This is a genomic window from Nitrospirota bacterium (assembly GCA_035516965.1).
In the GTDB taxonomy this organism is placed as follows: domain Bacteria; phylum Nitrospirota; class UBA9217; order UBA9217; family UBA9217; genus MHEA01.
In genome coordinates this window covers 67,705-91,376 of record DATIZR010000041.1, presented here as the reverse complement: position 1 = coordinate 91,376, position 23,672 = coordinate 67,705, and the positions used below count along the sequence as shown (strand labels likewise).

The window sequence follows — 23,672 nt, the reverse complement described above, 5'->3', positions numbered from 1 at the left end:
AAAGCACTTCCTGCTGTACTCAGGTTTACCCGTGTTTATCCGTGTTCACCCGTGGTTGCAATAGTTTTTACAACAAAAAACCCGGAGGTGCGCTCCGGGTGAGATCACTGCTGATTGAAGAGGTTCATGGCCCGCGTCATCCCCTGGGTCACGATCGCAAGCGCCGCTTCGCCTGCCTTTTCAACGGCTCCGGCCGCTGTTGCGCGTTCCCCGGGCAGGAAGGGGCTGAGCACGTAATCGGCCGCGTCCATGCCCGGCAGGGGCCGGCCGATGCCGATCCTGACCCGGATGAAGTCCGGCGTCCCGATCTGCTCGATGATGGAGCGGAGCCCGTTGTGCCCGCCGTGCCCGCCCCCGCTCTTGATCCTGACCGTGCCGATCGGCAAATCGAGTTCATCGTGCAGCACGACGAGGTCGCTGGCCGTGCAGTAGGAATCGCGAAGGACCGCCGCGACCGACCGGCCGCTCTCGTTCATGTAGGTCTGCGGCTTGGCAAGGACCGCCTCATGGGAATCGATCCTGCCCCTGCCGATGAGCGCGTGGTGCTTTTCCTGGATGAGCGGAATCCCGGTCCGCCGTCCGAGCTCGTCAACGGCCATGAACCCGGCGTTGTGGCGGGTACGCTCGTACTTCTTTCCCGGGTTTCCCAGGCCGATGATGATGAATTTCATCGTGCAGATTCAGGCCGCATCGGAAAACCGCGCGCCCCGCTTCCCGCAATTACTTCTTGGGGGCCGCTTCCTTCTTGGGAGCTGCTTCCTTCTTGGGAGCCGCTTCCTTGGCGCCTTCCTTGCCCTTGGCCTCGGCGGCAGGGGCCGCAGCGGCCTCGCCTTCCTTCTTCGGCTTCTTGACCAGCTCCGGCTCTCCACCCTCGGTCGTCACAGCAGGCGTGGCCGTAAGCATGGCTTCGAGCTTCTCAGCCGAGATAGGCGGCTGGATGGTGGCCACCGTCGCGACGGGGTCCGTCAGGATCTTGATGCCTTCGGCGACCTTGATGTCGCGCACGTGGAGCGATTCGTTCACATTGAGCGCCGAGATGTCGACCTCGATGGAATCCGGGATCTGGTTCGGAAGACATTCGATGTCGAGCGTCCGGAGACCGTACTGGAAGATGCCGCCCTCCTTTACGCCGATCGAGTTGCCGACAATATGGACGCCCACCGGGATCCTGACCTTCTCGTCCATGGCGACTTCCATGAGGTCGACATGGATGAGTCCGCCGTTGATCGGGTCCACCTGGTAGTCCTTGATGAGCGCCAGGCGGTCCGCCTTGTCCGTGGCCCCGTCAAGTTTCAGGTTGATCAATGCGTGCTCGCCGCCGGCCGTGCTGAGCACCTTCGTGACATCCTTATTGCCCATCGCGATGGGCAGGGACTTGCCGTGGCTGTAGAGAACCGCCGGGACCATCTGGCTCCGCCGAAGGCCCCGGGCGATCCCCTTGCCCGCCTTCTCTCTGACCTGTGCTGTCAATGCGATCTTTTCCATTTCTCCTCCGATACATGTTAGTACATCGTTATGAACCACAGACTATCACTGATGAAAACCGGCTTGCATGATACTACGCGTTCGTCCTTACTTGTGTCTATCCGTGTTCATCCGTGGTTAATTTTAAGCTGTTCACACGAACAGCGAACTGAGCGAGGTCTCCTCGTAGATTCTCGTGATCGCCTCGGCAAGGAGCGGCGCGACGGACAGGACCGACAGCTTCTTGCACTCCTGCTGTTTGGCTTCGAGCGCGATCGTGTTCGTGGCGATCAGTTCGTCCAGCACCGACTCGTTGATGCGCTTCGTCGCGGGTCCGGAAAGCACGGCGTGGGTGCATGCGGCGTAGATCTTGCCCGCCCCGTTCGCCCTGAGCGCCGTAGCGCCCTCGGTCAGCGTGCCCGCCGTGTCCACCATGTCATCGAGGAGCAGGCAGTCATGGCCCTTGACATCGCCGATGATGTGCATCACCTGGGCGACATTCGGCTTGTCGCGCCGCTTGTCGATGATGGCGAGTGCGGCATCAAGCCGTTTCGCGAAGGCCCGGGCGCGCTCCACGCCGCCCGCATCGGGCGAGACCACGGTCAGGCTGTTGAATTTTTTGCCCTTGAGATAGTCCAGGAGCACCGGGGCCGCGAACAGGTTGTCCACCGGGATGTTGAAGAACCCCTGGATCTGGCCCGCATGCAGGTCGACCGTGAGCACGCGGTTCGCGCCGGCCGCGGTGATCAGGTCCGCTACCAGCTTTGACGTGATCGGCACGCGCGGCTGCACCTTGCGGTCCTGCCGGCTGTACCCGTAGTAGGGGAGCACCGCAGTGATCCGCATGGCCGATGCCCGCTTCAGGGCATCGATCATGATCAGGAGCTCCATCAGGTTCCGGTTGACCGGGCTCGCCGTGGGCTGCACCACGAAGACATCCATGCCCCGCACGTTGTCCACGATCTGGACATTGATCTCGCCGTCGCTGAACCTGCCGACCAGCGCGTTGCCCAGCGGGATGTTCATCTTCTGGCAGATTTCCCGGGCCAGGGCCTGATTCGCATTGCCGGTAAAAATCTTGAGTTCCCGTGATCTCACCATCGCCTTACGTGTCCTCTTTTCCGTTACTGGTTCGGGGACAGGGAGTCGAACCCCGATTCAAGGCTTCAAAGGCCTCTGTCCTACCATTAGACGATCCCCGATCAACGGCGCGCCCGGGGGCTGTCGCCCGGATAAACATGAAAAGGATAGGCAGGCACGCCTATCCCTTGTCAGTTGCAGAATCGGCAAGAACCCGGATCAACCGGTGTGCATCCCCTCATGCTGCGTCTTTCGGGGCGGCGTCTTTCGGGGCCGGTTCCCGTTTCGTCGGATTCGCCAGTTCTCGTTCGTATTCGGCGAGGACCTTGGACTCGATCATCTGCCGCGTCTCGCTGTTCAGCGGGTGTGCGATATCCTTGAAGGTCCCGTCCTTCATCTTTCTGCTCGGCATGGCCACGAACAGCCCGGCGTTGCCGTTGATCACCCGGAGGTCCCTGATCAGGAAAACGTTATCGATGGTTATCGTCGCGTAGGCTTTGAGCCGCTCTTCATTGCTGACCGGGAAAACCCGTACCTCTGTGATTTCCATACTCGTTCCCCCTCATGATGTGAATCTGTCATGGATTCGGGGCGGCGTTGCGGTCACGGGACGCTGCCGAATCTCTGGTAGTATGGTACACCTCGAACGGTGACGCGGTCAATGCCTCAACTGCAAAGACTTTCCATCCCTCCCGGGACACCCTGTCAGCGGCTTTTTTGCACTCCTTTTCTGTTTCGAATATGCCAAATACCGTGGGCCCGCTCCCGCTCATGCGTGCACCCAGCGCACCGCGCGAGAGCAACAGCTCCTCGATCTCGCGGATAACGGGATGGCTGGCGGCGGTGACCGTCTCCAGGTCGTTCTGGAGGCGCTGGGCTATTACCCGGGCCGTCATAAGACCTGCAATCATAGTACAGTCAATTTTTTTTGTCAACCTCAAATTTAGGTTCCTGTATACCCAGGCGGTCGAGGTTGCAAAACCGGGGTTCACGAGCAAGACCCAGTATCCGGGCAGGGGGGGAAGGGACTGCAGGAGTTCTCCCCTGCCCTTTGCCAGGGCCAGCGGCCCATGGAAGAAAAAAGGGACATCCATGCCAATACCCGTTCCGAGGTCGGCCAGTTCAGTCCGGGACAAGCCGGTCCCGAGGAGCATGTTCGCGGCTGTCAGCACGGCCGCAGCGTCGCTGCTCCCTCCGCCAAGACCGGCGGCGACGGGGATGCTCTTCGTGATCTCGATCTCCAGTCCCCCCTCTTCCCGGGCGAGGCTGAGAACGGCCGCTGCCGCCTTCCATGCGATGTTCCCGTCCCCGGAGGGAACGCCGACATCGTCGCAGGTCACGCTGATGCCGCTGCGCGCCCGGCTGACGCGCACCCGGTCGTAGAGTCCCACCATCTGCATCAGCATCTCAACATCATGATATCCGTCCGGACGGCGCCCGAGCACGGACAGGCAGAGGTTGATCTTCGCGGGCGCCAGGATCGTGATCTCGTTCATCGCTCTCCACCACCTGTGATCGTGAATGCCCCCGCGTCAAGGGGGCCGTTCACGTCGGCCTCGGCATAGTCCACAACCAGCGAAGCCCGTTTTTCGGGATTCTCGACCACAATCCTTCTCGGGAGGGAATAACCGGCAACGGGCTCGATTGACTCGTATCGCACCTGATACACCAGTGTTCCGCCGCGGTAGACCTCGAAGGGGGGGAGGATCGAAAGCGGCAGCTCCCATCCAAGCGGGGGGCGTACTTTCACCACGGTGGCGCCCCGGGTCAGTTCGAGCACGCAGCTGCCGTTGGGAGCGCACAGCATCCGGGACCGGGAATCGGCGAGGATCCCGGGGACGTTCCCCGACAGGATGGTGCACAGGTCGGCGGGATCGACGTCGGCGCCCAGGATGCGTTCCAGCGCGGGGTTCTTCGGGTCCATCATCCGGCGTTCGCCGGAAAGGTCCAGCATCACCTGGTTCCCGTCCCACAGCAGGGTGACGAGGCTCTCTCCCAGAGGTCCGAACGCTTCGATCCGGAACTGCTTCTGCCCGTTCACGAGGATGCCCACGTTATCGAAGGAACGCCGCCGGTCCCGCCGGGCGGCGCGGATGCCGGCGATCGCCTTGAGCGTTGAAAAGGAGCGGCTGTGCTCCTCGAGCGCCTGCACCAGGGGACCGGCGGGGGCCTCGGTCATGGGAATTTCCGGGACTTTCGGGAGACAGGAGGCCAGGAGCGGGACAAGGACGAGGGCGACAAGGCGGGAGGTCTTCACTTCTTGCTCTTCTTCCCCGGTTTCTTGTCTTTGAGCAGCACGTCAGGATCTCCGAAGCCGGCCTGCCGGAACTTGTCCTTGAGCTCCTGGTTTTTAGGGTCCAGTTCGAGCGATCGCAGCCACTGCTCCCGGGCCTTTCCGTTCTCGGACAGCTTGAGGAAAATGTCGCCGTAATGTTCACGCATGACGGGATCGTCATCCTTGGTCTTCACGATCGCCTGCTGCATATAGGTCAGGGCCTCCTCCAGCATGCCTTTCTGATACAAGGCCCACGCCAGGCTGTCGAGGATATACCCGTTCTCCGGTTTGATCAGGAGCGCCCGCTTGATGAGCATGATCGCCTCGTCGAGGTGCTCTCCCTTTTCGGCATAGGAGTAGCCGAGGTAATTGAGGGCATCGGCATTGTCGGGCTTCACTTCCAGCGTCCGCTTGAGTGCGTCGATCATATCGCCCCGCCGCCCCAGTTTCTCGGAGGCAATGGCAAGGGTGAACAGAAGATCATCCCGGTCGGGGGCCAGCTCGATGCCCTTCTTCAGCACCTGCGACGCTTCCGCGTACCGCCCCACGTCCATGTAGGCATTGGCAAGGTACAGGTACAGCTCGGGCTTGCCCGGCTGGTCCTTCAGGGCCTTCTCCAGCAGCGGGATCGCCTCCGCGGTCCGCTTCAGCTGAGCATAGATATAGGAAATCTGGAGCAGGGTATCCGTGTCGTCCGGCGCGGCCGCCAGGAGTTCCCGGTACTTCCCGAGCGCCTCATCGTAGCGCTCGAGCGCGACCAGGGTGGATGCTATGTACCGCTTCAGACGCAGATCGTTCGGGTCTGCCTGCTCGACGTCCCGGAAGGCTTCGAGCGCCCGCGCATACTCCTTTTTCTCGGCGTAAATCAGTCCCATCTTCACCCGGGCGTCGTAGTTCCGCGGATCGTTCGCCACGAGCTGCTGGAACTGCTCCAGCGCCTTGTCGAGCGCATTCTGCTGGATGTAGAGCTGCGCGAGGCGTGCGGCGATGTCCATGTCGTGGGGATTGATCGCCAGCGCTTTTTGGTATGCGTCAATGGCCTCGCCGGCCCGGTCGGTCACCTCGTAGACGAATGCCATGGCAGTGTAGGCAGGCTCGAAATCTTCGCGCAGGGCGATGGCGCGCTTGAACTCCGCCAGGGCCTCCGGGTACATCTGCCGGTCCGAATAGACCCTGCCCAGGTAGTAGGGGGCCATGAGAGAGCCGGCGTTCACTTTTTCGAGCTGCGTCAGGGTCTCGATCGCCTCATCATAGCGCTTGAGCGTCGCGAAGAGCGACCCCAGATAGATATAGGCGTCCTCCTGCTTCGGATCGAGTGCGATCACCTTGCGATAGATGCCGATAGCCTCTTCGTATTTCTTCCTGCCCGCGGCGATGTTCCCGAGCAGCAGAAGCGCTGACATCCGCTTCGGTGAGAGTTCGGCCGCTCTCTTCGCATACCCCGCCGCCTCGTCGACCTGGCCTTTCCGGAGCGCGAGGGACGACAGCGACAGGAGCACCTCCGCGGAGGAGGGATCGAGCCGTTCCGCGGCCTGGTATTCCTTGAACGCACGGTCGAACTCACCCTCCTGCTCGGCGAGGCTGCCGAGCATGAAGTGGTAATAGGCATCGGCCTGGACGCGGGAATCGGCGCTCATGCCCTCCACGGTGACCTCCGGCATTTTCTGCACGCTCATTGCGCAGGACGACGAAAGCGTTATTGCCAGCAGGAGAAGAATGGTCTTTTTCATGATCATAGGTCCAGGATACCTCGTTCCGGGGAGCGAAGACGTGCCGAGGGGAACGGACTGCCGTTACGCATCAGACTGTCTTGGAGCCCTGCCACTGCAGTAATGAGCGAACGCGCTCGAGGCTGGTCTCGATATCGTCCTTGTCGTGCGCTTCGATGGTATAGACGGGTGCCGACGCATGCTCGCGCATCAGCGAGAAGCAGTGTTCGAAATCCACATCACCCCGCCCGAGCGCCCAGTGGGAGTCCGCCGACCCGTCATTGTCGTGGAGATGGACCTCAACCAGATGCCTGCCGAGCTGTTCGAACCACCGTTCCATCGAAACGGTGGAAAATAGGTTGAAGTGGCCCGTATCGAAGCAGAACCCGAAGCCGGGACGCCCGATGGCCTCGATCAGCATCCGGATCGCTTCAGGGTCCTCATCGAACACGTTCTCGACCGCGACCCGCATCCCGATGCTCTCCGCCGTGTCCATAACCTTGTGCCACGTGCCCAGGCTGTTATGGAGCCAGACGTCCTTTCGCCCGCCGTACCGCCAGCGGTCATAGGACCCGTGGAACACGGCAGCCCGCGGCTTCATGATTGCGGCCGCGTTCATCAGCTGACGGAACCGCACCTGGGTCACGGACTGGATCATGGGGTCCACAGCGCCGGGATTCAGGTCCATGAACGGCGCGTGCAGCGTGAGCGCCGGGTTCCAGTCCAGGTTCTTCCCGAGTTTTTCCAGGTCCTCCCGCTCGAGCTGGTCAAGCACCGCCGCGGAAAGATAGATCTCGAGATCGTATTCCCGCTTGCGCAGGAGCTCGATATAGTCTCTCAGCTTGGGATAGGGGATATGGATGTGGATCGGTTCCATCCGGCCTCAGCCTTTTGAACCGCAGTTCCCCGCGGCACAGGCCCCTGCGCCGCACGCCGCGGCGGGCTTGGACTCGGGCTTGGAATCTTCCTTGCTCGAAGGCTTTTGCGCCTCGTCGTTCTTTTTCGCGGCATAGTCCGTCGCGTACCATCCCGAACCCTTGAGCACGAACGCGGCAGGCGAGAGCACCTTCCGCACCGATTGAGCTTTGCAGAGCTGGCAGCTGGTAAGCTCCGGGTCGCTGAACCTCCGCGTCACCTCAAAGCGTCCGCCGCAGCTCGCGCACTCATATTCATACACCGGCATTGCAGCCCTCCTCGTAAAACAGTAAACAGGGTGTATATTATAAACAAAGGCGGGGCCGAACACAAGAATTTTCGGGCGTTCTCCCGATCTTTCGGGGGACTCGCTGGCTGCCAGACCTGTCCCTTGGGAGGCTCTTGCAGGGCGCCGATAAGTAGCCGCTGAACGGTTCGACCCGTTCCTTTTGTCCCCTCTCGTTCTGACTGCCGGCTGCGGACCTGGGTCCGGGGACCGGCGCTCCTCCCGGCATTAAAAGAACTGTGCCTCTGTCATGTTGATCTCTCGAAGGGACCGGCCTTGTGCAGGCCCTCTCGGACCTCTGCCTCGACTGTCACACCGGCCGGAAGGCACCCTGGCCACGGGTCGAAATCATCCCGTCCATGCCCGTCCGAAGCCTCCCGTTTTCCAGGGGAAAATGACCTGCGTTACCTGCCATGATCCGCAGGGGAACCACTACGGCATGATGCTCCGTGTTCAACCGAGGAAGATCTGCCTGCTGTGCCATGGGAAGGACTGTCTGCGGTAGCGCCGCACGATGAAGTACTGGTAAGGCACGAGGCTTCCGGTGTTTTGGCATCAGGCTTGCGGATCGGGTCCCGGGCACTTCGCGCCTGCGACAGCTTCGGAGCCAAGCCCGAACAGGACACGGTACAGCGGGTGGGACTTCAAGGAGCTGGGTACCAGGCGGTCGCGGAGAAAGCGGACGCGCCCCTGCAGGCTCAACGCGTGATCGTATACGATCCGGGAGAGCCGCATTCCCGGTTCATCGATGAAAGTGTACGTGCCGAACGATGCGACCATGATGACCGGCATGGTCACCAGGAACGTGACGAGGAACGCCGCGTGATAAGGGCACCGCCAGCGGGAGGAGTGCGACGGTGGCGGAGCGGTCCCGGAAGAAGCCATAGCTCAGCACGAACCCGCTCAGGACAAAGAAGATCGAAACCGAGAAGGCGCCGTTGTACAGCAGGTTCAGCGGAGTTCCTGAAATGGCGGCCTCAAGAGCCCGGCCCGTGTGGCTCGGCGCGGACGGCCCGAAGAACAGGGCCGGATAGAATGCGATCGCAAGATGGTTGAACACGACCGCAAGCGCCGCCAGCCCCCGGAGACTCTCCAAGTAGGTCAATTTCTTCACGTGTCATACACCTCATCCCGCGCCGATGCGGGCGCCCCGGCGGCCGGTGGTCAGCACCATGACGCCCGAAACTCCCATGTGTCCGCTCCGGCTCGTGTCACATCCTGCCCAGCAGTTCGAGGCTTTCCCGCATCCCCTCCTCGGCCGCGTCAAGCTCCACGATCACCCGGAGGCCCTGCTTTCTTCCGCGCAGCATCTTCAGGGCCTCGATCTCCCGGCAGCCCGGCCGGAGCGGTTGATGGTCTGCCACGCCGGAGCGGGCCGTCTTGTCATGATGATGGATATGCACGAACCGCACCCGTGCGAGCAGGCGTTCCGGCAGGTCCCTGACAAAGGCGGGTGAGTCGATCCCCGCAAGCTCGAGGTGTCCGATGTCGAGCGTGATGGACACGGTCTCGGGCAAGGGTATCACGAATCGCTCCCAGAACCGGAGGATGTCGGCAGAGTTGTAGGAATTCTCGATCGAGACCGGGCAGAGGCTGCTCACGTCCCTTACGTTCATCCCGTACCGCTCTGCTTCCGCGCCCGAAAGGATCCGGCCACGTGCACCGCCTTCGTCATGGATGATGATGCCGAGATCGCACGCCGCAGCCAGCCTTTTCATGACGTCGACCGAGTCCATCGCCAGTTCCCCGGACATTGGGTATTCGAGGGGATGATAGACGGTGCGGATGCCGCGGGACCTGCACTCGCGCGCGATCTCGATCGCCTCGGTCACACCGCGCTCGCCGTCTGACACACCCCAGTTCGCACTGCGCCAGAGTGATATCTGTGCGAAGCTCGCGTTCTGCGCACCCACGTCGGACGGCCGGATGATACGGTAGCCTATTTCCATTTCCCGCTCCTCATCAGCGCAGGAGGCGGAGGTACCATGACGACATTCGTGCCTAACGACATGCTGTTCACTATTCTATGCGTACCCGGTCCCCCACCGCGATGCCGGAGCCGGCTGCGGTCTCGATCACCCATTTCACGGACGCGGTCGAAGGATAATGGTCCCGGCTGCCCGGTCTGCAGCCGGCGTAGACGCTAACAACAGCATGTTCGGAAGAAACGAAGATGATGTCAATCGGGAAGGTAACGCTGCCCATCCAGAACGTCACCGCCTCCGGCCGGTCAAACACGAACAGGGCTGCTTCTTCCGGTTTAAGCGGACGGAATCCCTGCAGTCCCTTTGACCTCATCCGGGAGGTATCACAGACCAGAACAACGGAAAATGTTCGGCCGCCCCCGGATTTCCCGCGGGGGATTGCCGTCACGGTCAGTTGCCGCACCGGCCTGTCTCCGCTCAGACCTCCGGCAACATATGCGCCTTGCTCGGTCCCGTACGCCTTGTCCGCTCCCACAGCGGGCGTCAGCGTGACAACCGCTGTGGCCAGGAGAGCGACCAGTTTTCCGGTGGTCCCGTCGACCTTGATCCGAGGGGTCCGCCTGAGCAGGACGGCGAACAGCAAGATTATAAACGCGGCGATCACGAAGGCACTTTACCATGGCGAGGTGGAAAAATTCAAGCCTATAAGACAGCATGAAACCGCCGGCGCGCAAGGAAACATCAGCCCCTTGACATGGGCTGAAACCGGCGCTACCTTAAAAGAGGAGGCATTTTATCCCAGTTAATTCAAGATGAGGAGGTGTTTTCCATGCCGAATACAATTCAGCAAACAGTCGTGCTTCCCGCACCGCCTGAGAAGCTCTATGACATGTATATGAGTCGGAAAATCCACGCTGAGATCATCGGGCAGCCCGTGATCATAAGCCGCACCGCCGATTCTTCGTTCCGCGCGTTCGGAGGAATGATCATCGGTAGGACGCTGCAGGCGGTTCCCAAGCATCTCATCGTCCAGTCCTGGAGGTCCAGAGACTGGAAGCAGGAAGACCTCGACTCCACGCTGATCATCAGCTTCTGGCCTGACAAGGACGGCGGCAGGATCGAACTGACCCACGTGAATGTTCCCGAGCACGACTACGAGGGAGTGAATCTGGGATGGGAAAAGTATTACTGGAAGCCCTGGCGCGAATACTTGGGTGCAAAAGAAGGGGGTTCCAGGATACGCAAAGCTGCCTAGCCGTGCGTTGATGATTGCCCTTCGCAGCCGGTTATCACGAAGGCTGCTGCAGTCATCTTCTCGAGGTTACTAATACGTGGTGCGGACGCGTTCCCTGCACAGGAGAGGATGATATGGCTCATGTAAATTATCTTGCCGTGCTCGTGGCTTCTCTCGCGGGTATGGCGGTCGGATCGCTCTGGTATTCGAGAAGCCTGTTCGGAACTCTTTGGATGAGGATCATCGGCCAGGACAAATTGACGAAGGCCGAGATCGATCAGATGCAGAAGGATGTGCGTCCCTATTTCGTGGTTATGTTCGTGGTAACCTTCATGGGCGCTGCTGTGCTGGCGCGGTTCATCGTGTGGTTCGGCCCGGCCAGCGTGGCGGGAGGTATTTCGATAGGCTTCTGGAGCTGGCTGGGGTTTGAGATCCCGGTCATCGCCGGCAACGCGCTTTTCAGCGGCAAAGAGAAAGATCTCCTCCTGCCGCTGTTCCTGGTACAGGCAGGGCACCACTTCATCGCACTGATGGTGATGGGAGCGATTCTCGGTGCGTGGTTGTAATTCCTGAGGAGACGGTTTCAAGTCCGCGCAGGACAAGTTCAATTTCTTATTCCCTCCCGCTCTCCCGGTTGATGGCTTGAGGGGGGGGATGCTCTGTCCGGAGCGACGACCTTGGACTGGTAGCCGATCAGTGAGAAGAAAACCTAAAGGGCAGACCTCAAAACAATGACCCCCTCCGATGCACAGCTCTTCATCTCTAATTTTTTTTGAGCATCGAACGAACCGGCGGATCGATTGACCGACGCTTCGCCGTCCTGTCCCGGTGTCACGACCCCTTCGCTGCCGAGCCTTCCAGATCCTTGTTCCCGTCAATGAACTTCAGGTTGTATTTGAACCGGTCTATCTTCCAGCCAGAGGCTCCTTTCACCAGATGAAAATTGTAGCTGCCTACAAAGGTTCGAGTGTTCTGGTTCGTGGGGTTCGGCAGATAGTGGAAGGCTATGCCGTAGCAGAACAGATCGGCCTCGTTCCCTTTGATCGCGGTCTGGTAGTTTCCCGCCTGGTGATGGATCGCCTTGAGGCTCTTCAGGCCCTGGTCCCATGCGTCGGTGATCTGGGCGGGAGTCCTTGTCTCGGGCCGGCCCCCGGCAAGCGAGGTCATATCAAAAAGGACTTCAGGAGCGAAGACATCCCTCACACAGAGCCAGTCACGGTTATCCGTGCAGATGAACAGCCTGTCCGCGACAGCAATGACATCGTTCTGCTCCTTGAGCTCGACCATCTGTCCGTGAAATTCATGACGGACAATGGGTCCGCAGCCGACGACAAGGGTCAACAGAAAGAGTAAGACCGCTTTCTTCATGGTAGGCCTCCCCGTGAGGGAATGAGAGAATATGCCCGGACAAATGGGCATGGGGAACTGTACTCCAAGCACCGGTAAATGAAAAGAAGAAATTGAAATCGAAGATAAAACAGCCGCTGTCAGGAGGACAGCGGCTGTTTGCATTGGCGAGGGGTTCTTAGTTCTTTTTCTGGTCCATTTTGGCCTTCAGCATCTCGCCCAGCGACCCCATGGCCTGGGGCGCAGAGGACTCCTTCTGCCGGAACTCCCTGATCGTTTCAGCTTCCTCCTCTGCGGCGCGGCTGATCTCGGCGAGCGAGAGTGACAGCTTCCTGGCCGCGCGGTCAACGGCCTCGATCTTCACCTCAACTTCCTGTCCTTCCTTCAGCACCTCGCGGGGATGGTTGATCTTCCTGCCCGCCCCCAGCTTTGAGATGTGGACCAGGCCGTCAACGCCTTCCTTCAGCGTCACGAAGGCGCCAAAGGGGGCGAGCCGCGCAACCTTGCCGGAATGATAGGAGCCCGCGGGATAGGCTTCCACGACCTGGTCCCAGGGGTCCGGCAGGGTGTCCTTCAGGCTGAAGGAAAACCTGTTGTTCTCCCAGTCAAGCTTCTTGAGGATCACTTCAACATCCTGCCCATTCGAAAGGATATCGCTCACCTTCTCGGTTCTGCTGTAGCTGATCTCGGATATCGGGAGCAGGCCTTCTATCCCGCCGATATCGATGAATGCCCCGAACGTCTGGATCGATGTCACCTTGCCTTTGACCTTCATGCCTTCCTTGAGTTCAGCCCTGAGCGCTTCCGTCCTGCTCCGCTTCTCCTCCTCGAGGATCGGCCTGCGTGAGAGAACGATATTCCTGCCGTCCTCGCTGTACTCCATGATCATGAACGGGAACGACCTGCCGATATAGTCTGCCTGGTTCTCGCCGCGCCGGATGCCCGACTGCGAGAAGGGGCAGAAGGCCCGCACCGAGCCGCCGATCTTGATCTCGAAGCCGCCCTTGATCTCCTTCGCGAACGTTCCCTCGACGGGGACATGGTTCCTCCAGGCGTCCTCGATCTGGCTCTGCTTTCCCGGGCCGGACCCGATCTTCGTGGTGAAATGCATCTCGTTGTTGTTCGACGACACGAAATAAGCGCGGATCGTATCGCCTTCACGGACGCTGATGTTTCCCGCTTCGTCCGTCAGCTCTTTCCGGTCCAGGTAACCTTCGCCCTTGCCGCCGAGATCGAGAAAGATCCATTCCGGGCTGATCTTGACGATCACGGTCTCGACCATCTGGCCGGGTCCGAGCTTTCCCAGCTTTTTGAAGCTTTGTTCGAACATTTCGGCGAAGTTCTCTTCACTGTTCGGTGCATCTCCTGCGTGATTGTTGATATCCATACAGTCCCTTTCGAACTACTATAATATTGCCAAAGAGTCAAAAACGTACCCGAGTAAATCGGAACAAGCTGGTTATGCAGTAAAAACGATTTGGCCGGGGCCGCGTGTCCTGTCGTTCGTATTATTCAAGTCTCTCCGAGTGCCCTGCGGCATGTGACGAGGCTTCGCCCATCAGATCGTACTCTTTCGCGTCCGTGATCGTCACCTCCACGAATTCTCCCGGCTCTGCCTCGGTCTCCGAGAGATACACGACCCCGTCAATCTCCGGGGCCTGCGTCGAAAGCCGGCCCATGAGCGCGAGGTCCTCCATGCCGTCGATCAATACCCGGTGCCGGGTGCCGATGAGCGCCCGGTTTTTCCTGAGCGATACCTTCGCCTGGGCTTTCATCAACCGGTCAAGCCGTTCGGCAGCGCTGTCGGCCGGCACCTGGGGCTTCAGCCTGCTTGCGGGCGTACCTTCCTCCGGCGAAAAGGGGAAGACTCCCAGGTGTTCGAACTCCGCCTCCTTCACGAAGGCAAACAGCCGCTTGAACGCGGCCTCGGTCTCACCGGGGAATCCCACGATGAGCGACGTACGGAGTGCGATCCCGGGTACGCGCTTGCGCAGCTCTTCGATCGTTGCCCGGACGTCCTTTGATGTCCCTTTTCGGTTCATTGCTGCAAGCACCTTATCGTCGAAATGCTGGATCGGCATATCGAGATACTTGCAGATCTTCTCATTTCCCGCCATCACGGCCATGAGCTCGCGGCTGATCCTGCCGGGATAGGCGTACATGAGCCGCACCCATTCTACCCCGGGGACCCTCGTCAGACTTTCGAGCAGCAGCGCAAGGCCGGCTTCGCCGTCGCGGTAGGCCGTGGAATCCTGGGCAAGCAGAACGAGCTCCTTTGCCCCGTCATCGGCGAGCATTTTTGCCTCGTCAAGAATGGAGACAAAGGGGCGGCTCGTGAAATTGCCCCGGATGATCGGGATGGCGCAATAGGAGCAGCGGTTGCTGCAGCCTTCAGCGATCTTGAGGTAGCGGTAATGGCGCGGCGTCGTGCTCAGGCGGGGAAGGCCGTAGACCATGGCCGGCGACGACACTTCCAGGACCCGTCCGCTCCCGCCGAGCGTCGTCCTGCAGATTTCGCCGATGCGGCCGATCTCCGCCGTGCCGATGATCGCGTCGGCTTCCGGCAGCTCTTTCAGCAGTTCGTCCCGGTACCGCTGGGCGAGGCACCCGGCGACGATCACCTTCGAGCACCTGCCCTCTTTCTTCATCTTCGCAGCCTCGAGGATCGCTTCGATGGATTCTTCCTTGGCGGACCCGATGAAGCCGCAAGTGTTCACGACGATGATGTCCGCCTCGTTCTGCTCCGGGGTTATTTCGAAGCCGGAGTCTGCCAGCACGCCAAGCATCTGCTCGGCATCCACCTGGTTCTTGGGGCAGCCCAAGCTCACCATGCCTATTTTATAGGGTTTTGCTGTCACCGATACCGTTGCAGAAAAAGAGAGCGGTGGGATACTATACCACGGGAGCTGGCCGGCGGCAACAGAGAAGTGGTCAGAACCCTCCGGACATGGCGAGAAAGCCCGCCAGCTTGTCATTCGTCTCCCTGAGCCGCTTCGACAGTGTCCGGGTGAACGACCAGAGCAACTTGTAGCCCAGATCCCGGTCCATGATCAGTATCTTATCCAAATCGGACTTGTTTACGGCAAGGACCTCGATTTCCGTGTTCGCAATGGCATGGGCCGACCGCGGGAAATTGTCGATCAGGGCCATCTCGCCGAAATAGTCGCCGGCCTTGAGCACCGCCAGGGCTTCCTCGCCGATGTTCGGGATGAATTTACTGATGCGCACTTCGCCCCGGATGATGACGTAGCAGCGATTCCCCGGATCGCCTTCGAAGAACATCATCGTGTCCTTCGCATGGCTCTCGCGGACGCAGATCTTCTCGATCTGCCGCAGTTCCTGCCCGGTCAGGGTCTCAAAGAGATGGATTTTCCTGAGTAGATCGATCATGGCAACCTCCGGACCGAACAGATCCCGCGGGGAATGATTCCCGATTACCAATACGACCCCGCTGCTCGATTACACGAACCGGACGGGGGGAGCTGCTCTGCGTGCTTGTTTCTGATCAAGTGCCTGCCCTTCGAAGCGCGGTCTTAAAGATTCGTCCGGTCCATCTCGAAGGCGTTCCGGATCAGTTTCAGCTCCTGGTCCCTGTCTTTTGAAATGGCGACCACATCGAACCGGCAGGGCATCTGGTGAAGCTTCTTGTATTTAAGGTATCCCAGCGCGGCCCTTGTCATCCTGCCCTGCTTCCGGTCATTGACCGCGAGTTCAGGAGCGCCGAAAGCATGGGTGGTCCTGGTCTTCACCTCGACGAACACCAGCGTGTCCTTGTCCAGCGCGATCAGGTCGATCTCGCCGCTTGGCGTGCGGTAATTCCGCTCCAGGATCCGGTAGCCCTGTCTGGCGAGGAACTTCGCAGCCCTGTCTTCGCCTTCACTGCCCAGTAACTTCTTGAGCAGGCTCACCGGACGCAGCCCCGCAGCATCTCCGCGACGGGAGAGAAACTTTTCCGGTGCGCCGCGCAGGGCCCGTGCTCCCGCAGGAGCGCGAGATGCTCTCTGGTGCCATAGCCCTTGTGCTTCTGGAAGTTGTACTGGGGATATTTCTGATGCAGTCCGAACATCAGCCGGTCCCGAGTCACCTTTGCCAGGATCGAGGCGGCGGCAATGCTGGAGCTGCGGCTGTCGCCCTTGATGAGCGGTTTCTGGGGAAGCGCCACGCGGGGCAGCGTGATCGCGTCGAGCAGCAGGTAGTCCGGCCGGGGGGCCATTGCCGCGAGCGCCCGTTCCATCGCGATGATCGTGGCCTGGAGAATGTTCACTTCGTCGATCGTCGCTTCGTCCGCGGTCCCGACGCCGTAGCTGACAGCCTGCTGACGGATCACGTCGAACAGCCGTTCCCGCTCCGCCTCAGGCACCTGCTTCGAATCGGTCAGGCCGGGGATCGAAAGGCCGGGGGGAAGAATGACCGCTGCCGCGACGACGGGGCCTGCCAGCGGGCCCCTGCCCGCCTCATCGAGACCCGCGATAAGCGAAAACCCGGACGCCTGAGCGCTTCGTTCAAAGGACAACGGGTCGCATGCCAGGTCGTCTCCGAAGAGGTCATCGGAAGCATGGTGACGGGGTCCTTCCTTGCCGCGCCGGTTTTTGGGCATAGTGACCTCCCCGTGAAAAATTGCAAACGACAAATCCCAAATCTCAAATAAGTTCCAACCTTGACCGTTGGATGCCCATTCGTCGTTTGGGATTTATCGGGTGCCTGTTGCCGGGAATGGAGGGCGTGCCGGCTTATTTCGACTCTGCTGCCGTTTCCGTCGTCGCACCCGCAGCCGAGGCCAGCGCCCGCTCCTTCTCCTTGATCCTCGCGGCCTTGCCGCGCAGTTCGCGCAGGAAGTAGAGCTTCGCTCTCCGGACCTTGCCCTGTTTCGCAAGCTCGATCTTGTCAATCATGGGCGAGTGCAGGGGGAAGAGTCTCTCGACGCCCACGCCATAGGAAAGCTTCCTGACGCGGATCACTTCGCGCGCCCCGGCGCCCTGGCGGCCGATCACCACGCCCTCGTACACCTGGATCCTTTCCTTATCGCCTTCGACGACCTTTGCGTGCACGCGGATGGTGTCACCCACGCGGAAGCTCGGGATGCCTTCCTTGACCTGTGCCTTTTCCAACGACTGAATGATGTTCATTGCGGACCTCCCCTAAAATCAAAAATGACATTAAAAATCGCAAAAGGTACATTGAAAATTTCAAATTGAAAATACTTGCTTCATGTTACGATTTCCCATTTGCAATTTTAAATTCTTGTTTGAGCGTTTCCAGTATTTCCCGGTCTTCCCCGGTCAGTTCGGCGGTCTCCAGCAGGTCAGGCCTCTTCACGAGCGTGGCCCGGAGAGCCTCCCTGCGCCGCCACTTATCGATCTCCGCGTGATTCCCGGAGAGCAGCACGTCCGGCACTTTCCTGCCTCGGAACTCCGCAGGCCGCGTGTAATGGGGATGGTCCAGCAGGCCTTCTCCGAAGGAATCCCGGTATGCCGACTCTTCGTCGCCGAGCACGCCGGGCAGCAGCCGCGCCGCCGCGTCGATCACGGCCAGGGCGGCAATCTCGCCGCCGGTCAGTACATAATCGCCGATGGAGAGCTCTTCATCGACCAGCGCATCGATCACCCGTTCGTCGATCGCTTCGTAGTGGCCGCAGAGCAGGACGATCCGTCGCTGTTCCCCGGAGAGCTCTTCGGCCCTCTTCTGATCGAAGATCCTCCCCTGGGGTGACAACAGGATCATCAGGTACTGATCATGAGGATGCTCTGCCTTGAGCGCCTCGAAAGCCCTGAAGATCGGCTCGGGCTTCAGCACCATTCCCGCGCCGCCGCCGTAGGGGCTGTCATCCGCGGTCTTGTGTTTGTCTTCCGTATAGTCGCGGATGTTCCGGACCGCGACGTTCAGGAGCCCTTTTTCCCTGCCGCGCTTCAGGATGCTCTCGTTCAGCGGTCCCGAAAGGAGACCGGGGAACAGGGTGAGCACCTCGAAGTTCAATATGCGCATGGCCGGGGTCATTCCAGCAAGCCGTCAAGGATATGGATGACCATCCGCTTGTGTGTCCGGTCCACGTGTTTGATGATTTCCTTCGTCGCGGGGAGGTAGGTCTCCTTCTTCCCCTGCTTCATGACATACACGTCATTGCTGCCCGTCTGAAAGATTTCGACGATCCTGCCGAGCTTCTCGCCGCTTTCGGAGAGGACCTCCATCCCGATCAGTTCGAACCAGTAGTAGGAACCTTCGGGGAGGGCGACCGCCTCCGCTTCGGGCACCTTGATGAACCAGCCATTCAGCTCTTTCGCCTTCTCGGGCGTCTCATAGCCGCTGAAGAGCAGGTAGGGAACACCGCCGGCATAACGGACCGAACGGATCTCGCAGGCAAGCTCGCGGCCTGCGGGAGACACGAGATACGCGCGCTGCAGTCCCTGGAAGCGTTCCGGGAAATCGGTCATCGGCTCGATCTTCATCTCGCCTTTGACGCCAAAGGGCTTGACCGCCTTGCCGATGGTGATGAGCATAAACGCAGTCAGCTGAGGTTCGAATGCCTGGACTAAGGCTACTTCGCCGCTTCGGCGAACTGCTTCATCACGCCGACTTTGGAGAGCAGGGTCTTCACCGTATCGGACGGTGTTGCGCCCTTCTTGAGCCAGCCGAGCGCCTTGGCCTGGTCCACCTTGATCTCCGCCGGCTTCTTGAGCGGGTCGTAGGTACCGACCATTTCGATGAAGCGGCCGTCGCGGGGCGAACGGGAATCGGCGACCACGAGCCGGTAGTAGGGCTTTTTGTGCGTTCCCATTCTCTTGAGCCTGATCTTTACTGACATTGGTTCACCTCTTTCTTCTCTTGCAATTTCTCAAATTCGAATTTCAAAGCTCTCAATAAAACCTTTTAGGATTTCGATATTCGTTTCCTCTTCGTTCGCCGTTACAACGGCATCCTGCCGCCCAGCATCCTGCCCATCTTTCCCATCTTGCCGCTCGTCATAGACTTCATCATCTTGCGCATCTCGGCGAACTGCTTGAGGAGCCGGTTCACGTCCTGCACCTGGGTGCCGCTGCCCTTCGCGATACGCGCCCGTCGGCTGCCGTTGATCGTGGTATAGTCCGCGCGCTCCTTCGGGGTCATGGAGCTGATGATGGCGTCGACTTTGGTCAGTTCCTTCTCGCTCACGTCGGAGTCGGGCATCCTCATCTTGCCGAGTCCCGGGATCATGCCCATGATGGACTGGATGCCGCCCATCTTCTTCACCTGCTTGAGCTGGCTCCGGAAATCGTCCAGGTCGAAGGAGTTCTTTTTGAGCTTCTTCGCAAGCTTGAGCGCCTCTTCCTGGTCGACGGTCTCCTGCGCCTTCTCGATGAGCGAAAGCACGTCGCCCATGCCCAGGATACGCGAGGCCATCCGGTCGGGATGGAAGGGCTCGAGGGCATCGAGCTTCTCGCCCAGGCCCACGAACTTGAGCGGCTTGCCCGTCACGGCCCTGACAGAAAGGGCCGCGCCGCCGCGCGCGTCGCCGTCGAGCTTGGTCAGCACCACCCCGTCAAAACCGAGGTCGGCATTGAACTTCGAGGCGATGTTCACCGCTTCCTGCCCCGTCATGGCATCAGCCACGAACAGGACCTCATGCGGCTTCACTCCAGCCTTGACCTGCCGGAGCTCTTCCATGAGCGGCTCGTCGATCTGCAGCCGCCCGGCGGTGTCGAGGATCACCACCTCATATAATGAGGAGGCAGCCTGCTTCACGGCGTCGCGGCAAATGATTACCGGATCGGTCTGGTCCGATTCATAGGCGTCGACCCCTATCTGCTTTGCCAGGGTCTTGAGTTGCTGGACAGCAGCCGGCCTTCTCGTATCGGCCGGCACGAGCATGACCCGCCGGCCGTCCTTCTTGAAGTTCTTCGCGAGCTTTCCCGCGGTCGTCGTCTTGCCAGACCCCTGCAGACCGACCAGCATCACTACCGTGGGCGGATTTGGCGACAGGAACAGCTTGGCCTGGGTGCCGCCCAGCAGCGCCACGAGCTCCTCGTGGACGATCTTGACCACCTGCTGGCCTGGCGTCAGGCTCGAGAGGACCTCCTGGCCGACAGCCCGTTCCTGGACGCGGCCGATGAAGTCCTTGACGACCTTGAAGTTTACATCGGCCTCGAGCAGCGAGAGCCGCACTTCGCGCAGGGCCTCTTTGACATCGTCCTCTTTCAGGACGCCCCTGCCCCGGAGTTTCTTGAAAACAGTCTCTAATTTGCCGGATAAGGAGTCGAACATGAAAAGCACCTGCCCAGAGCCAGAAAAGAACTATGAATATATAAGATAAGTCCATCACTGTCAAGGTTTTTTTCAAAACCATGCTATTCATTTTGTCCCTGCCCTCTCAAGAAAATCATGATTTTCAGGCATTAGCCCGGTCTCGATCGAGCTGTGCCTCTTCATCGGTCCTTATAACCCGATCAGGCCTGGCCTCCCGTGAAGCAAAGCCCCTCTGCTCCTCGACAATCGCCTTATTCACCGTGCTGATTCATAGCGCTCCGCCTTTATTGCCAACATCCCGGCCTAAAAGTTTTCTCATTTCGAGCTCTTTCGGTTATAATGGCTCCATGTCGATCCGAGAAATACTGCAACAAAACCCGCTCGTGCTCGCTCCCATGGCCGGGATCACGGATTTCCCGTTCCGGATGATCTGCAAAAGACTCGGCGCAGGGCTGGTATACTCGGAGATGCTGAGCGTCGAGGCCCTGGTCAGGGAGCACAAGAGGACCAAAGGCATGCTCAAGACCGATCCGGATGAACGGCCCGTCGTGTTCCAAATATTCGGATCAAAGCCGGAATCCTTGGCCGAGGCCGCCCGGATCGTATCGCGGGGCGACGTGGACTTCATCGACATCAACATGGGCTGCCCCGTTCCGAAAGTCCTGAAATGCGGGGCCGGCTCTGCGCTGCTGCGGGACATCGCGCTCGCCCGGGAGATCATGTCCGCCGTGGTGGGTGCGTCCCGCATTCCCGTAACCGTCAAGATCCGCCTCGGCTGGGACGCGAAGAATATCGTTGCCCTTGATATGGCCCGCGCCGCCGAATCTGCCGGCATCGCGGCGATCACCGTACACGGACGGACCAAGGTGCAGGGCTTCTCGGGACATGCGGACTGGAGCATGATCAAGGCCGTGAAGGAATCCGTGGGGATCCCCGTTATCGGGAACGGTGATGTGCGCTCGGCCGGGGACGCGAAGCGCATGATGGACGAGACCGGCTGCGACGGCGTCATGATCGGACGGGCCGTCCAGGGAAATCCGTGGATATTCCGCGAGGCATTGCAGTATCTCCGGACAGGAGCAGTACCTCCGCCCCCGACGTTCGAGGAACGTGAAGCAGTGATGCAGGGTCACCTCGTCGACATGGTGAACCTGGCGGGAGAGAACATCGGCGTGCGCGAGATGCGCAAGCATCTCTGCTGGTACACAAAAGGGATTCCCGGCGGAGCTGAGTTCCGGGAGCGGGTGAACCATCTCGTATCGGCCGGCGACGTCAGGCACGAGGTCGTCCGGTATTTCGAGGGCCTGCGCTTCGTACCGGTCTGAAAAAAGGGAAGGATGACGCCCCGGCTTTTTGTACGCGTTCTCTGCCATGCTGAGCGATCTGTTCTTACACCTGACCACCCGCTGTTCTCCCCTTGTCCGCAAGCTCGGCTATCTCAATGAAGCCATCGAGATGCGCCGCAGGCATCGTCTCCATCGGGGTTCCTGGCAGCCCCATCTCGACAACACCCGCCGATTTGTCCTGAATGCAGCCGAACAATGCCGGGACAGAAGTACCGTCGTTGTCCTCGGCTCAGGGCTGCTGCTCGATGTTCCCCTTCCTGAGGTCTCGGCGATGTTCCGGGATGTCGTCCTGATGGACGTCGTCTGCCTGCCCGAGGTCCGCAGACGGATCCACGCATACAGAAACGTACGGTTCATCGAACATGATGTCACGGGCATTGCCGAAAACCTCTTCGGCAACAAGCTTCGCGGCGTCCCTGAACTTCCCGATGCAAGGCCTCTTGCATCGACGGTCTCCGACCATGCCGGTTTCGTCGTCTCCCTGAACATCCTTTCTCAGCTCACGATCATCCCCCGTGCCTTCGCGGCAAGGCATTTGCGCGGCTTCTCCCCCTACGAGCTCGATGATTGGTGCGCACGGACCGTGGAAGCGCATTATGCATCGTTACGCTCTATGCGCTGTGATGTCTGTCTCATTGCAGATTATGACTGTGTGAGGCGGGACAGGGCGGGAGAGGTCGTCAGTGCCGGGTCAACCATTTACGGCCTCAAGCTGCCGAAACCCGAAGCTTCCTGGACGTGGAGCATTGCACCGATACGGGAACGCTCCCATTTCCTGTCAAAGGAGCTTCTCGTTGGTGCGTGGCACTTGAGACATGACCGGCCCTGATGCACTCTCGGGGGTTCTCGCATCGCCCTGCAAGATGCCAAAAGCGGCTACAGATGCACGGAGCCGTTCATATTCGTCATTATTGTGCGGCATTATTCTGACGCCAGATTATGCGCATGGGTGATACCATTATCAAAAAGAACGATTTATCGGAATTATTGCGACTATAGTAGCAGCGCGCATCCCTCGCGTTCAATCTACTCACTGTTCGAAATGCCGCCAGCAGCACAGACGTCCTCACCCGCTATGATTCCTTCTTCGAAAGATACTTCCTCTTCGAATATTCAAGAAGAAAAATTTCGCGTGCTATAATTAAACTAAGTTTACCGGAGGCAAACATGACCGACATCATCTTGGGCATCGGTGTTGGCACGTTCATCATTTATACGGTCTTTCACATCATGTATATCCTGAGCATCAGGAAGACGAGTGAACGCATGGCGGCCTTTTTCATAAACTCGGAGGCCGATATGAGCACAGCGCTATCCGAGCTCAGGGGCACGCTCGAGAACCTGGAGAAGATCACCGGTGACGTGAGCGAGGTAACGCGGGATGTCAGGGAGATTTCCGACTCCGTGGCAGTCGTGAAGAAAACCGTGCGGGCCTTATACCATTCCGTAAAGGAGGGAGTCGGTTCTGCTGCCGAGGCGAACATCGCCGGATTAAAGGCCGGTCTGAGGACGGGGGTTGTCACCCTGGTTAAAAATCTGCAAGAAGGAAGGAGTGATGGTCATGGGAGAAAAAATTGAGAAAAGAGGGGGTTCGTTCCTGGTACCATTCCTGGCGGGCAGCCTCGTAGGGGCAGGGGTCGCGCTTCTGCTGGCGCCGAAATCGGGAAGGGAACTGAGGAAGGACATCACGGACATTGCGGCGAGCACCCGTGACAAGGTCGTCGAGACCGTTGAGAAGGGCAGGGAGCTGTATGTAGAGGGCACTACGGCTGTCAAGAATGCCATTGATGCCGGTAAAACAGCGTATCTTGAGGAGATAGATAAACGTCGGCAGGCTGCCTGAGCAACATGAGAAGCGCGCTCAAAAACGGGGA

Annotated in this window: 29 protein-coding genes and 1 tRNA gene; 6 read left to right on the top strand and 24 right to left on the bottom strand. The window is 59.7% G+C overall.

Annotated features, from left to right (window positions below; genetic code table 11):
- Positions 1-104 precede the first annotated feature (104 nt).
- From pth to VL197_05595, 13 genes are all read right to left on the bottom strand, one after another.
- Complete coding sequence (gene pth / locus VL197_05655; protein ID HUJ17461.1) at positions 105-671, bottom strand: aminoacyl-tRNA hydrolase; 567 nt, start codon at positions 669-671, stop codon at positions 105-107.
- Positions 672-720: 49 nt separating this feature from the next.
- Positions 721-1,485: a 50S ribosomal protein L25 gene (locus tag VL197_05650; GenBank protein ID HUJ17460.1), complete on the bottom strand. Its 765-nt coding sequence runs from the start codon at positions 1,483-1,485 to the stop codon at positions 721-723.
- A 132-nt stretch (positions 1,486-1,617) separates the two neighbouring features.
- Positions 1,618-2,565: a ribose-phosphate pyrophosphokinase gene (locus tag VL197_05645; protein HUJ17459.1), complete on the bottom strand. Its 948-nt coding sequence runs from the start codon at positions 2,563-2,565 to the stop codon at positions 1,618-1,620.
- A gap of 27 nt (positions 2,566-2,592) precedes the next feature.
- Positions 2,593-2,666, bottom strand: a tRNA-Gln gene (locus VL197_05640).
- A 116-nt stretch (positions 2,667-2,782) separates the two neighbouring features.
- On the bottom strand, positions 2,783-3,094 hold the full coding sequence (gene spoVG / locus VL197_05635) for a septation regulator SpoVG (GenBank protein HUJ17458.1): 312 nt from the start codon (positions 3,092-3,094) through the stop codon (positions 2,783-2,785).
- A 28-nt stretch (positions 3,095-3,122) separates the two neighbouring features.
- A complete protein-coding gene (ispE, locus tag VL197_05630; GenBank protein ID HUJ17457.1) occupies positions 3,123-4,040 on the bottom strand; it encodes a 4-(cytidine 5'-diphospho)-2-C-methyl-D-erythritol kinase in 918 nt (305 codons plus the stop codon).
- Positions 4,037-4,801 carry a hypothetical protein gene (locus VL197_05625; GenBank protein HUJ17456.1) on the bottom strand — a complete coding sequence of 255 codons (765 nt, stop codon included), beginning with the start codon at positions 4,799-4,801 and terminating at the stop codon, positions 4,037-4,039. The genes ispE and VL197_05625 overlap by 4 nt, the downstream gene beginning before the upstream one ends.
- A complete protein-coding gene (locus tag VL197_05620; GenBank protein ID HUJ17455.1) occupies positions 4,798-6,549 on the bottom strand; it encodes a tetratricopeptide repeat protein in 1,752 nt (583 codons plus the stop codon). The genes VL197_05625 and VL197_05620 overlap by 4 nt, the downstream gene beginning before the upstream one ends.
- Positions 6,550-6,619: 70 nt before the next feature.
- Positions 6,620-7,405, bottom strand: a complete 786-nt coding sequence (locus VL197_05615; GenBank protein ID HUJ17454.1) for a sugar phosphate isomerase/epimerase family protein — start codon at positions 7,403-7,405, stop codon at positions 6,620-6,622.
- 6 nt (positions 7,406-7,411) lie between these two features.
- Entirely contained in the window at positions 7,412-7,711 is a 300-nt protein-coding gene (locus tag VL197_05610; GenBank protein ID HUJ17453.1) for a zinc ribbon domain-containing protein, read from the bottom strand.
- A 760-nt stretch (positions 7,712-8,471) separates the two neighbouring features.
- Positions 8,472-8,843, bottom strand: a complete 372-nt coding sequence (locus VL197_05605; protein HUJ17452.1) for an acyltransferase family protein — start codon at positions 8,841-8,843, stop codon at positions 8,472-8,474.
- A gap of 97 nt (positions 8,844-8,940) precedes the next feature.
- Complete coding sequence (locus VL197_05600) at positions 8,941-9,678, bottom strand: hypothetical protein (protein HUJ17451.1); 738 nt, start codon at positions 9,676-9,678, stop codon at positions 8,941-8,943.
- Between the two features lie 70 nt (positions 9,679-9,748).
- Complete coding sequence (locus tag VL197_05595; GenBank protein ID HUJ17450.1) at positions 9,749-10,318, bottom strand: DUF192 domain-containing protein; 570 nt, start codon at positions 10,316-10,318, stop codon at positions 9,749-9,751.
- A gap of 165 nt (positions 10,319-10,483) precedes the next feature.
- Between VL197_05595 and VL197_05590 the strand changes: the two genes are divergently transcribed.
- Together VL197_05590 and VL197_05585 are read left to right on the top strand one after the other, a co-directional pair.
- Positions 10,484-10,909: an SRPBCC domain-containing protein gene (locus tag VL197_05590; protein ID HUJ17449.1), complete on the top strand. Its 426-nt coding sequence runs from the start codon at positions 10,484-10,486 to the stop codon at positions 10,907-10,909.
- A 113-nt stretch (positions 10,910-11,022) separates the two neighbouring features.
- Positions 11,023-11,454: a DUF1761 domain-containing protein gene (locus VL197_05585; protein HUJ17448.1), complete on the top strand. Its 432-nt coding sequence runs from the start codon at positions 11,023-11,025 to the stop codon at positions 11,452-11,454.
- A 265-nt stretch (positions 11,455-11,719) separates the two neighbouring features.
- Here the strand turns inward: VL197_05585 and VL197_05580 are convergent, their stop codons facing one another.
- The 11 genes from VL197_05580 to ffh form a co-directional block, all read right to left on the bottom strand.
- Positions 11,720-12,256 carry a nuclear transport factor 2 family protein gene (locus tag VL197_05580; GenBank protein ID HUJ17447.1) on the bottom strand — a complete coding sequence of 179 codons (537 nt, stop codon included), beginning with the start codon at positions 12,254-12,256 and terminating at the stop codon, positions 11,720-11,722.
- 157 nt (positions 12,257-12,413) lie between these two features.
- Positions 12,414-13,622: a 30S ribosomal protein S1 gene (gene rpsA, locus VL197_05575; protein ID HUJ17446.1), complete on the bottom strand. Its 1,209-nt coding sequence runs from the start codon at positions 13,620-13,622 to the stop codon at positions 12,414-12,416.
- 121 nt (positions 13,623-13,743) lie between these two features.
- Positions 13,744-15,066 (bottom strand): 30S ribosomal protein S12 methylthiotransferase RimO, encoded by a 1,323-nt coding sequence (gene rimO / locus VL197_05570; protein HUJ17445.1) that lies wholly within the window; start codon positions 15,064-15,066, stop codon positions 13,744-13,746.
- Between the two features lie 100 nt (positions 15,067-15,166).
- Entirely contained in the window at positions 15,167-15,625 is a 459-nt protein-coding gene (locus VL197_05565; protein HUJ17444.1) for a cyclic nucleotide-binding domain-containing protein, read from the bottom strand.
- Positions 15,626-15,768: 143 nt separating this feature from the next.
- A complete protein-coding gene (locus VL197_05560; protein HUJ17443.1) occupies positions 15,769-16,143 on the bottom strand; it encodes a YraN family protein in 375 nt (124 codons plus the stop codon).
- On the bottom strand, positions 16,140-16,832 hold the full coding sequence (locus tag VL197_05555) for a ribonuclease HII (GenBank protein ID HUJ17442.1): 693 nt from the start codon (positions 16,830-16,832) through the stop codon (positions 16,140-16,142). Before VL197_05555 ends, VL197_05560 begins: the two co-directional genes overlap by 4 nt.
- A gap of 133 nt (positions 16,833-16,965) precedes the next feature.
- Complete coding sequence (gene rplS, locus VL197_05550; GenBank protein ID HUJ17441.1) at positions 16,966-17,361, bottom strand: 50S ribosomal protein L19; 396 nt, start codon at positions 17,359-17,361, stop codon at positions 16,966-16,968.
- Between the two features lie 85 nt (positions 17,362-17,446).
- Entirely contained in the window at positions 17,447-18,211 is a 765-nt protein-coding gene (gene trmD, locus VL197_05545) for a tRNA (guanosine(37)-N1)-methyltransferase TrmD (protein ID HUJ17440.1), read from the bottom strand.
- A 14-nt stretch (positions 18,212-18,225) separates the two neighbouring features.
- Positions 18,226-18,729 carry a ribosome maturation factor RimM gene (gene rimM, locus VL197_05540; protein HUJ17439.1) on the bottom strand — a complete coding sequence of 168 codons (504 nt, stop codon included), beginning with the start codon at positions 18,727-18,729 and terminating at the stop codon, positions 18,226-18,228.
- A gap of 38 nt (positions 18,730-18,767) precedes the next feature.
- On the bottom strand, positions 18,768-19,034 hold the full coding sequence (gene rpsP / locus VL197_05535; protein ID HUJ17438.1) for a 30S ribosomal protein S16: 267 nt from the start codon (positions 19,032-19,034) through the stop codon (positions 18,768-18,770).
- Between the two features lie 101 nt (positions 19,035-19,135).
- Positions 19,136-20,470, bottom strand: a complete 1,335-nt coding sequence (gene ffh, locus VL197_05530; protein HUJ17437.1) for a signal recognition particle protein — start codon at positions 20,468-20,470, stop codon at positions 19,136-19,138.
- 329 nt (positions 20,471-20,799) lie between these two features.
- Here ffh and dusB point away from each other — a divergent pair, with 329 nt between their 5' ends.
- From dusB to VL197_05510, 4 genes are all read left to right on the top strand, one after another.
- Positions 20,800-21,777 carry a tRNA dihydrouridine synthase DusB gene (dusB, locus tag VL197_05525; protein ID HUJ17436.1) on the top strand — a complete coding sequence of 326 codons (978 nt, stop codon included), beginning with the start codon at positions 20,800-20,802 and terminating at the stop codon, positions 21,775-21,777.
- 28 nt (positions 21,778-21,805) lie between these two features.
- Entirely contained in the window at positions 21,806-22,627 is an 822-nt protein-coding gene (locus VL197_05520) for a hypothetical protein (GenBank protein HUJ17435.1), read from the top strand.
- Between the two features lie 338 nt (positions 22,628-22,965).
- Positions 22,966-23,376 (top strand): hypothetical protein, encoded by a 411-nt coding sequence (locus VL197_05515; protein ID HUJ17434.1) that lies wholly within the window; start codon positions 22,966-22,968, stop codon positions 23,374-23,376.
- On the top strand, positions 23,360-23,641 hold the full coding sequence (locus tag VL197_05510) for a YtxH domain-containing protein (protein HUJ17433.1): 282 nt from the start codon (positions 23,360-23,362) through the stop codon (positions 23,639-23,641). Before VL197_05515 ends, VL197_05510 begins: the two co-directional genes overlap by 17 nt.
- Positions 23,642-23,672: the final 31 nt, after the last annotated feature.

Excerpts from the sequence above, each read along its gene's own strand:
- pth (HUJ17461.1), bottom strand. The coding sequence starts at position 671 with ATGAAATTCATCATCATCGGCCTGGGAAACCCGGGAAAGAAGTACGAG.
- VL197_05650 (HUJ17460.1), bottom strand. The coding sequence starts at position 1,485 with ATGGAAAAGATCGCATTGACAGCACAGGTCAGAGAGAAGGCGGGCAAG.
- VL197_05645 (HUJ17459.1), bottom strand. The coding sequence starts at position 2,565 with ATGGTGAGATCACGGGAACTCAAGATTTTTACCGGCAATGCGAATCAG.
- spoVG (HUJ17458.1), bottom strand. The coding sequence starts at position 3,094 with ATGGAAATCACAGAGGTACGGGTTTTCCCGGTCAGCAATGAAGAGCGG.
- ispE (HUJ17457.1), bottom strand. The coding sequence starts at position 4,040 with ATGAACGAGATCACGATCCTGGCGCCCGCGAAGATCAACCTCTGCCTG.
- VL197_05620 (HUJ17455.1), bottom strand. The coding sequence starts at position 6,549 with ATGAAAAAGACCATTCTTCTCCTGCTGGCAATAACGCTTTCGTCGTCC.
- VL197_05615 (HUJ17454.1), bottom strand. The coding sequence starts at position 7,405 with ATGGAACCGATCCACATCCATATCCCCTATCCCAAGCTGAGAGACTAT.
- VL197_05610 (HUJ17453.1), bottom strand. The coding sequence starts at position 7,711 with ATGCCGGTGTATGAATATGAGTGCGCGAGCTGCGGCGGACGCTTTGAG.
- VL197_05600 (HUJ17451.1), bottom strand. The coding sequence starts at position 9,678 with ATGGAAATAGGCTACCGTATCATCCGGCCGTCCGACGTGGGTGCGCAG.
- VL197_05590 (HUJ17449.1), top strand. The coding sequence starts at position 10,484 with ATGCCGAATACAATTCAGCAAACAGTCGTGCTTCCCGCACCGCCTGAG.
- VL197_05585 (HUJ17448.1), top strand. The coding sequence starts at position 11,023 with ATGGCTCATGTAAATTATCTTGCCGTGCTCGTGGCTTCTCTCGCGGGT.
- VL197_05580 (HUJ17447.1), bottom strand. The coding sequence starts at position 12,256 with ATGAAGAAAGCGGTCTTACTCTTTCTGTTGACCCTTGTCGTCGGCTGC.
- rpsA (HUJ17446.1), bottom strand. The coding sequence starts at position 13,622 with ATGGATATCAACAATCACGCAGGAGATGCACCGAACAGTGAAGAGAAC.
- rimO (HUJ17445.1), bottom strand. The coding sequence starts at position 15,066 with ATGGTGAGCTTGGGCTGCCCCAAGAACCAGGTGGATGCCGAGCAGATG.
- VL197_05565 (HUJ17444.1), bottom strand. The coding sequence starts at position 15,625 with ATGATCGATCTACTCAGGAAAATCCATCTCTTTGAGACCCTGACCGGG.
- VL197_05555 (HUJ17442.1), bottom strand. The coding sequence starts at position 16,832 with ATGCCCAAAAACCGGCGCGGCAAGGAAGGACCCCGTCACCATGCTTCC.
- rplS (HUJ17441.1), bottom strand. The coding sequence starts at position 17,361 with ATGAACATCATTCAGTCGTTGGAAAAGGCACAGGTCAAGGAAGGCATC.
- rimM (HUJ17439.1), bottom strand. The coding sequence starts at position 18,729 with ATGCTCATCACCATCGGCAAGGCGGTCAAGCCCTTTGGCGTCAAAGGC.
- rpsP (HUJ17438.1), bottom strand. The coding sequence starts at position 19,034 with ATGTCAGTAAAGATCAGGCTCAAGAGAATGGGAACGCACAAAAAGCCC.
- ffh (HUJ17437.1), bottom strand. The coding sequence starts at position 20,470 with ATGTTCGACTCCTTATCCGGCAAATTAGAGACTGTTTTCAAGAAACTC.
- dusB (HUJ17436.1), top strand. The coding sequence starts at position 20,800 with ATGTCGATCCGAGAAATACTGCAACAAAACCCGCTCGTGCTCGCTCCC.
- VL197_05515 (HUJ17434.1), top strand. The coding sequence starts at position 22,966 with ATGACCGACATCATCTTGGGCATCGGTGTTGGCACGTTCATCATTTAT.
- VL197_05510 (HUJ17433.1), top strand. The coding sequence starts at position 23,360 with ATGGGAGAAAAAATTGAGAAAAGAGGGGGTTCGTTCCTGGTACCATTC.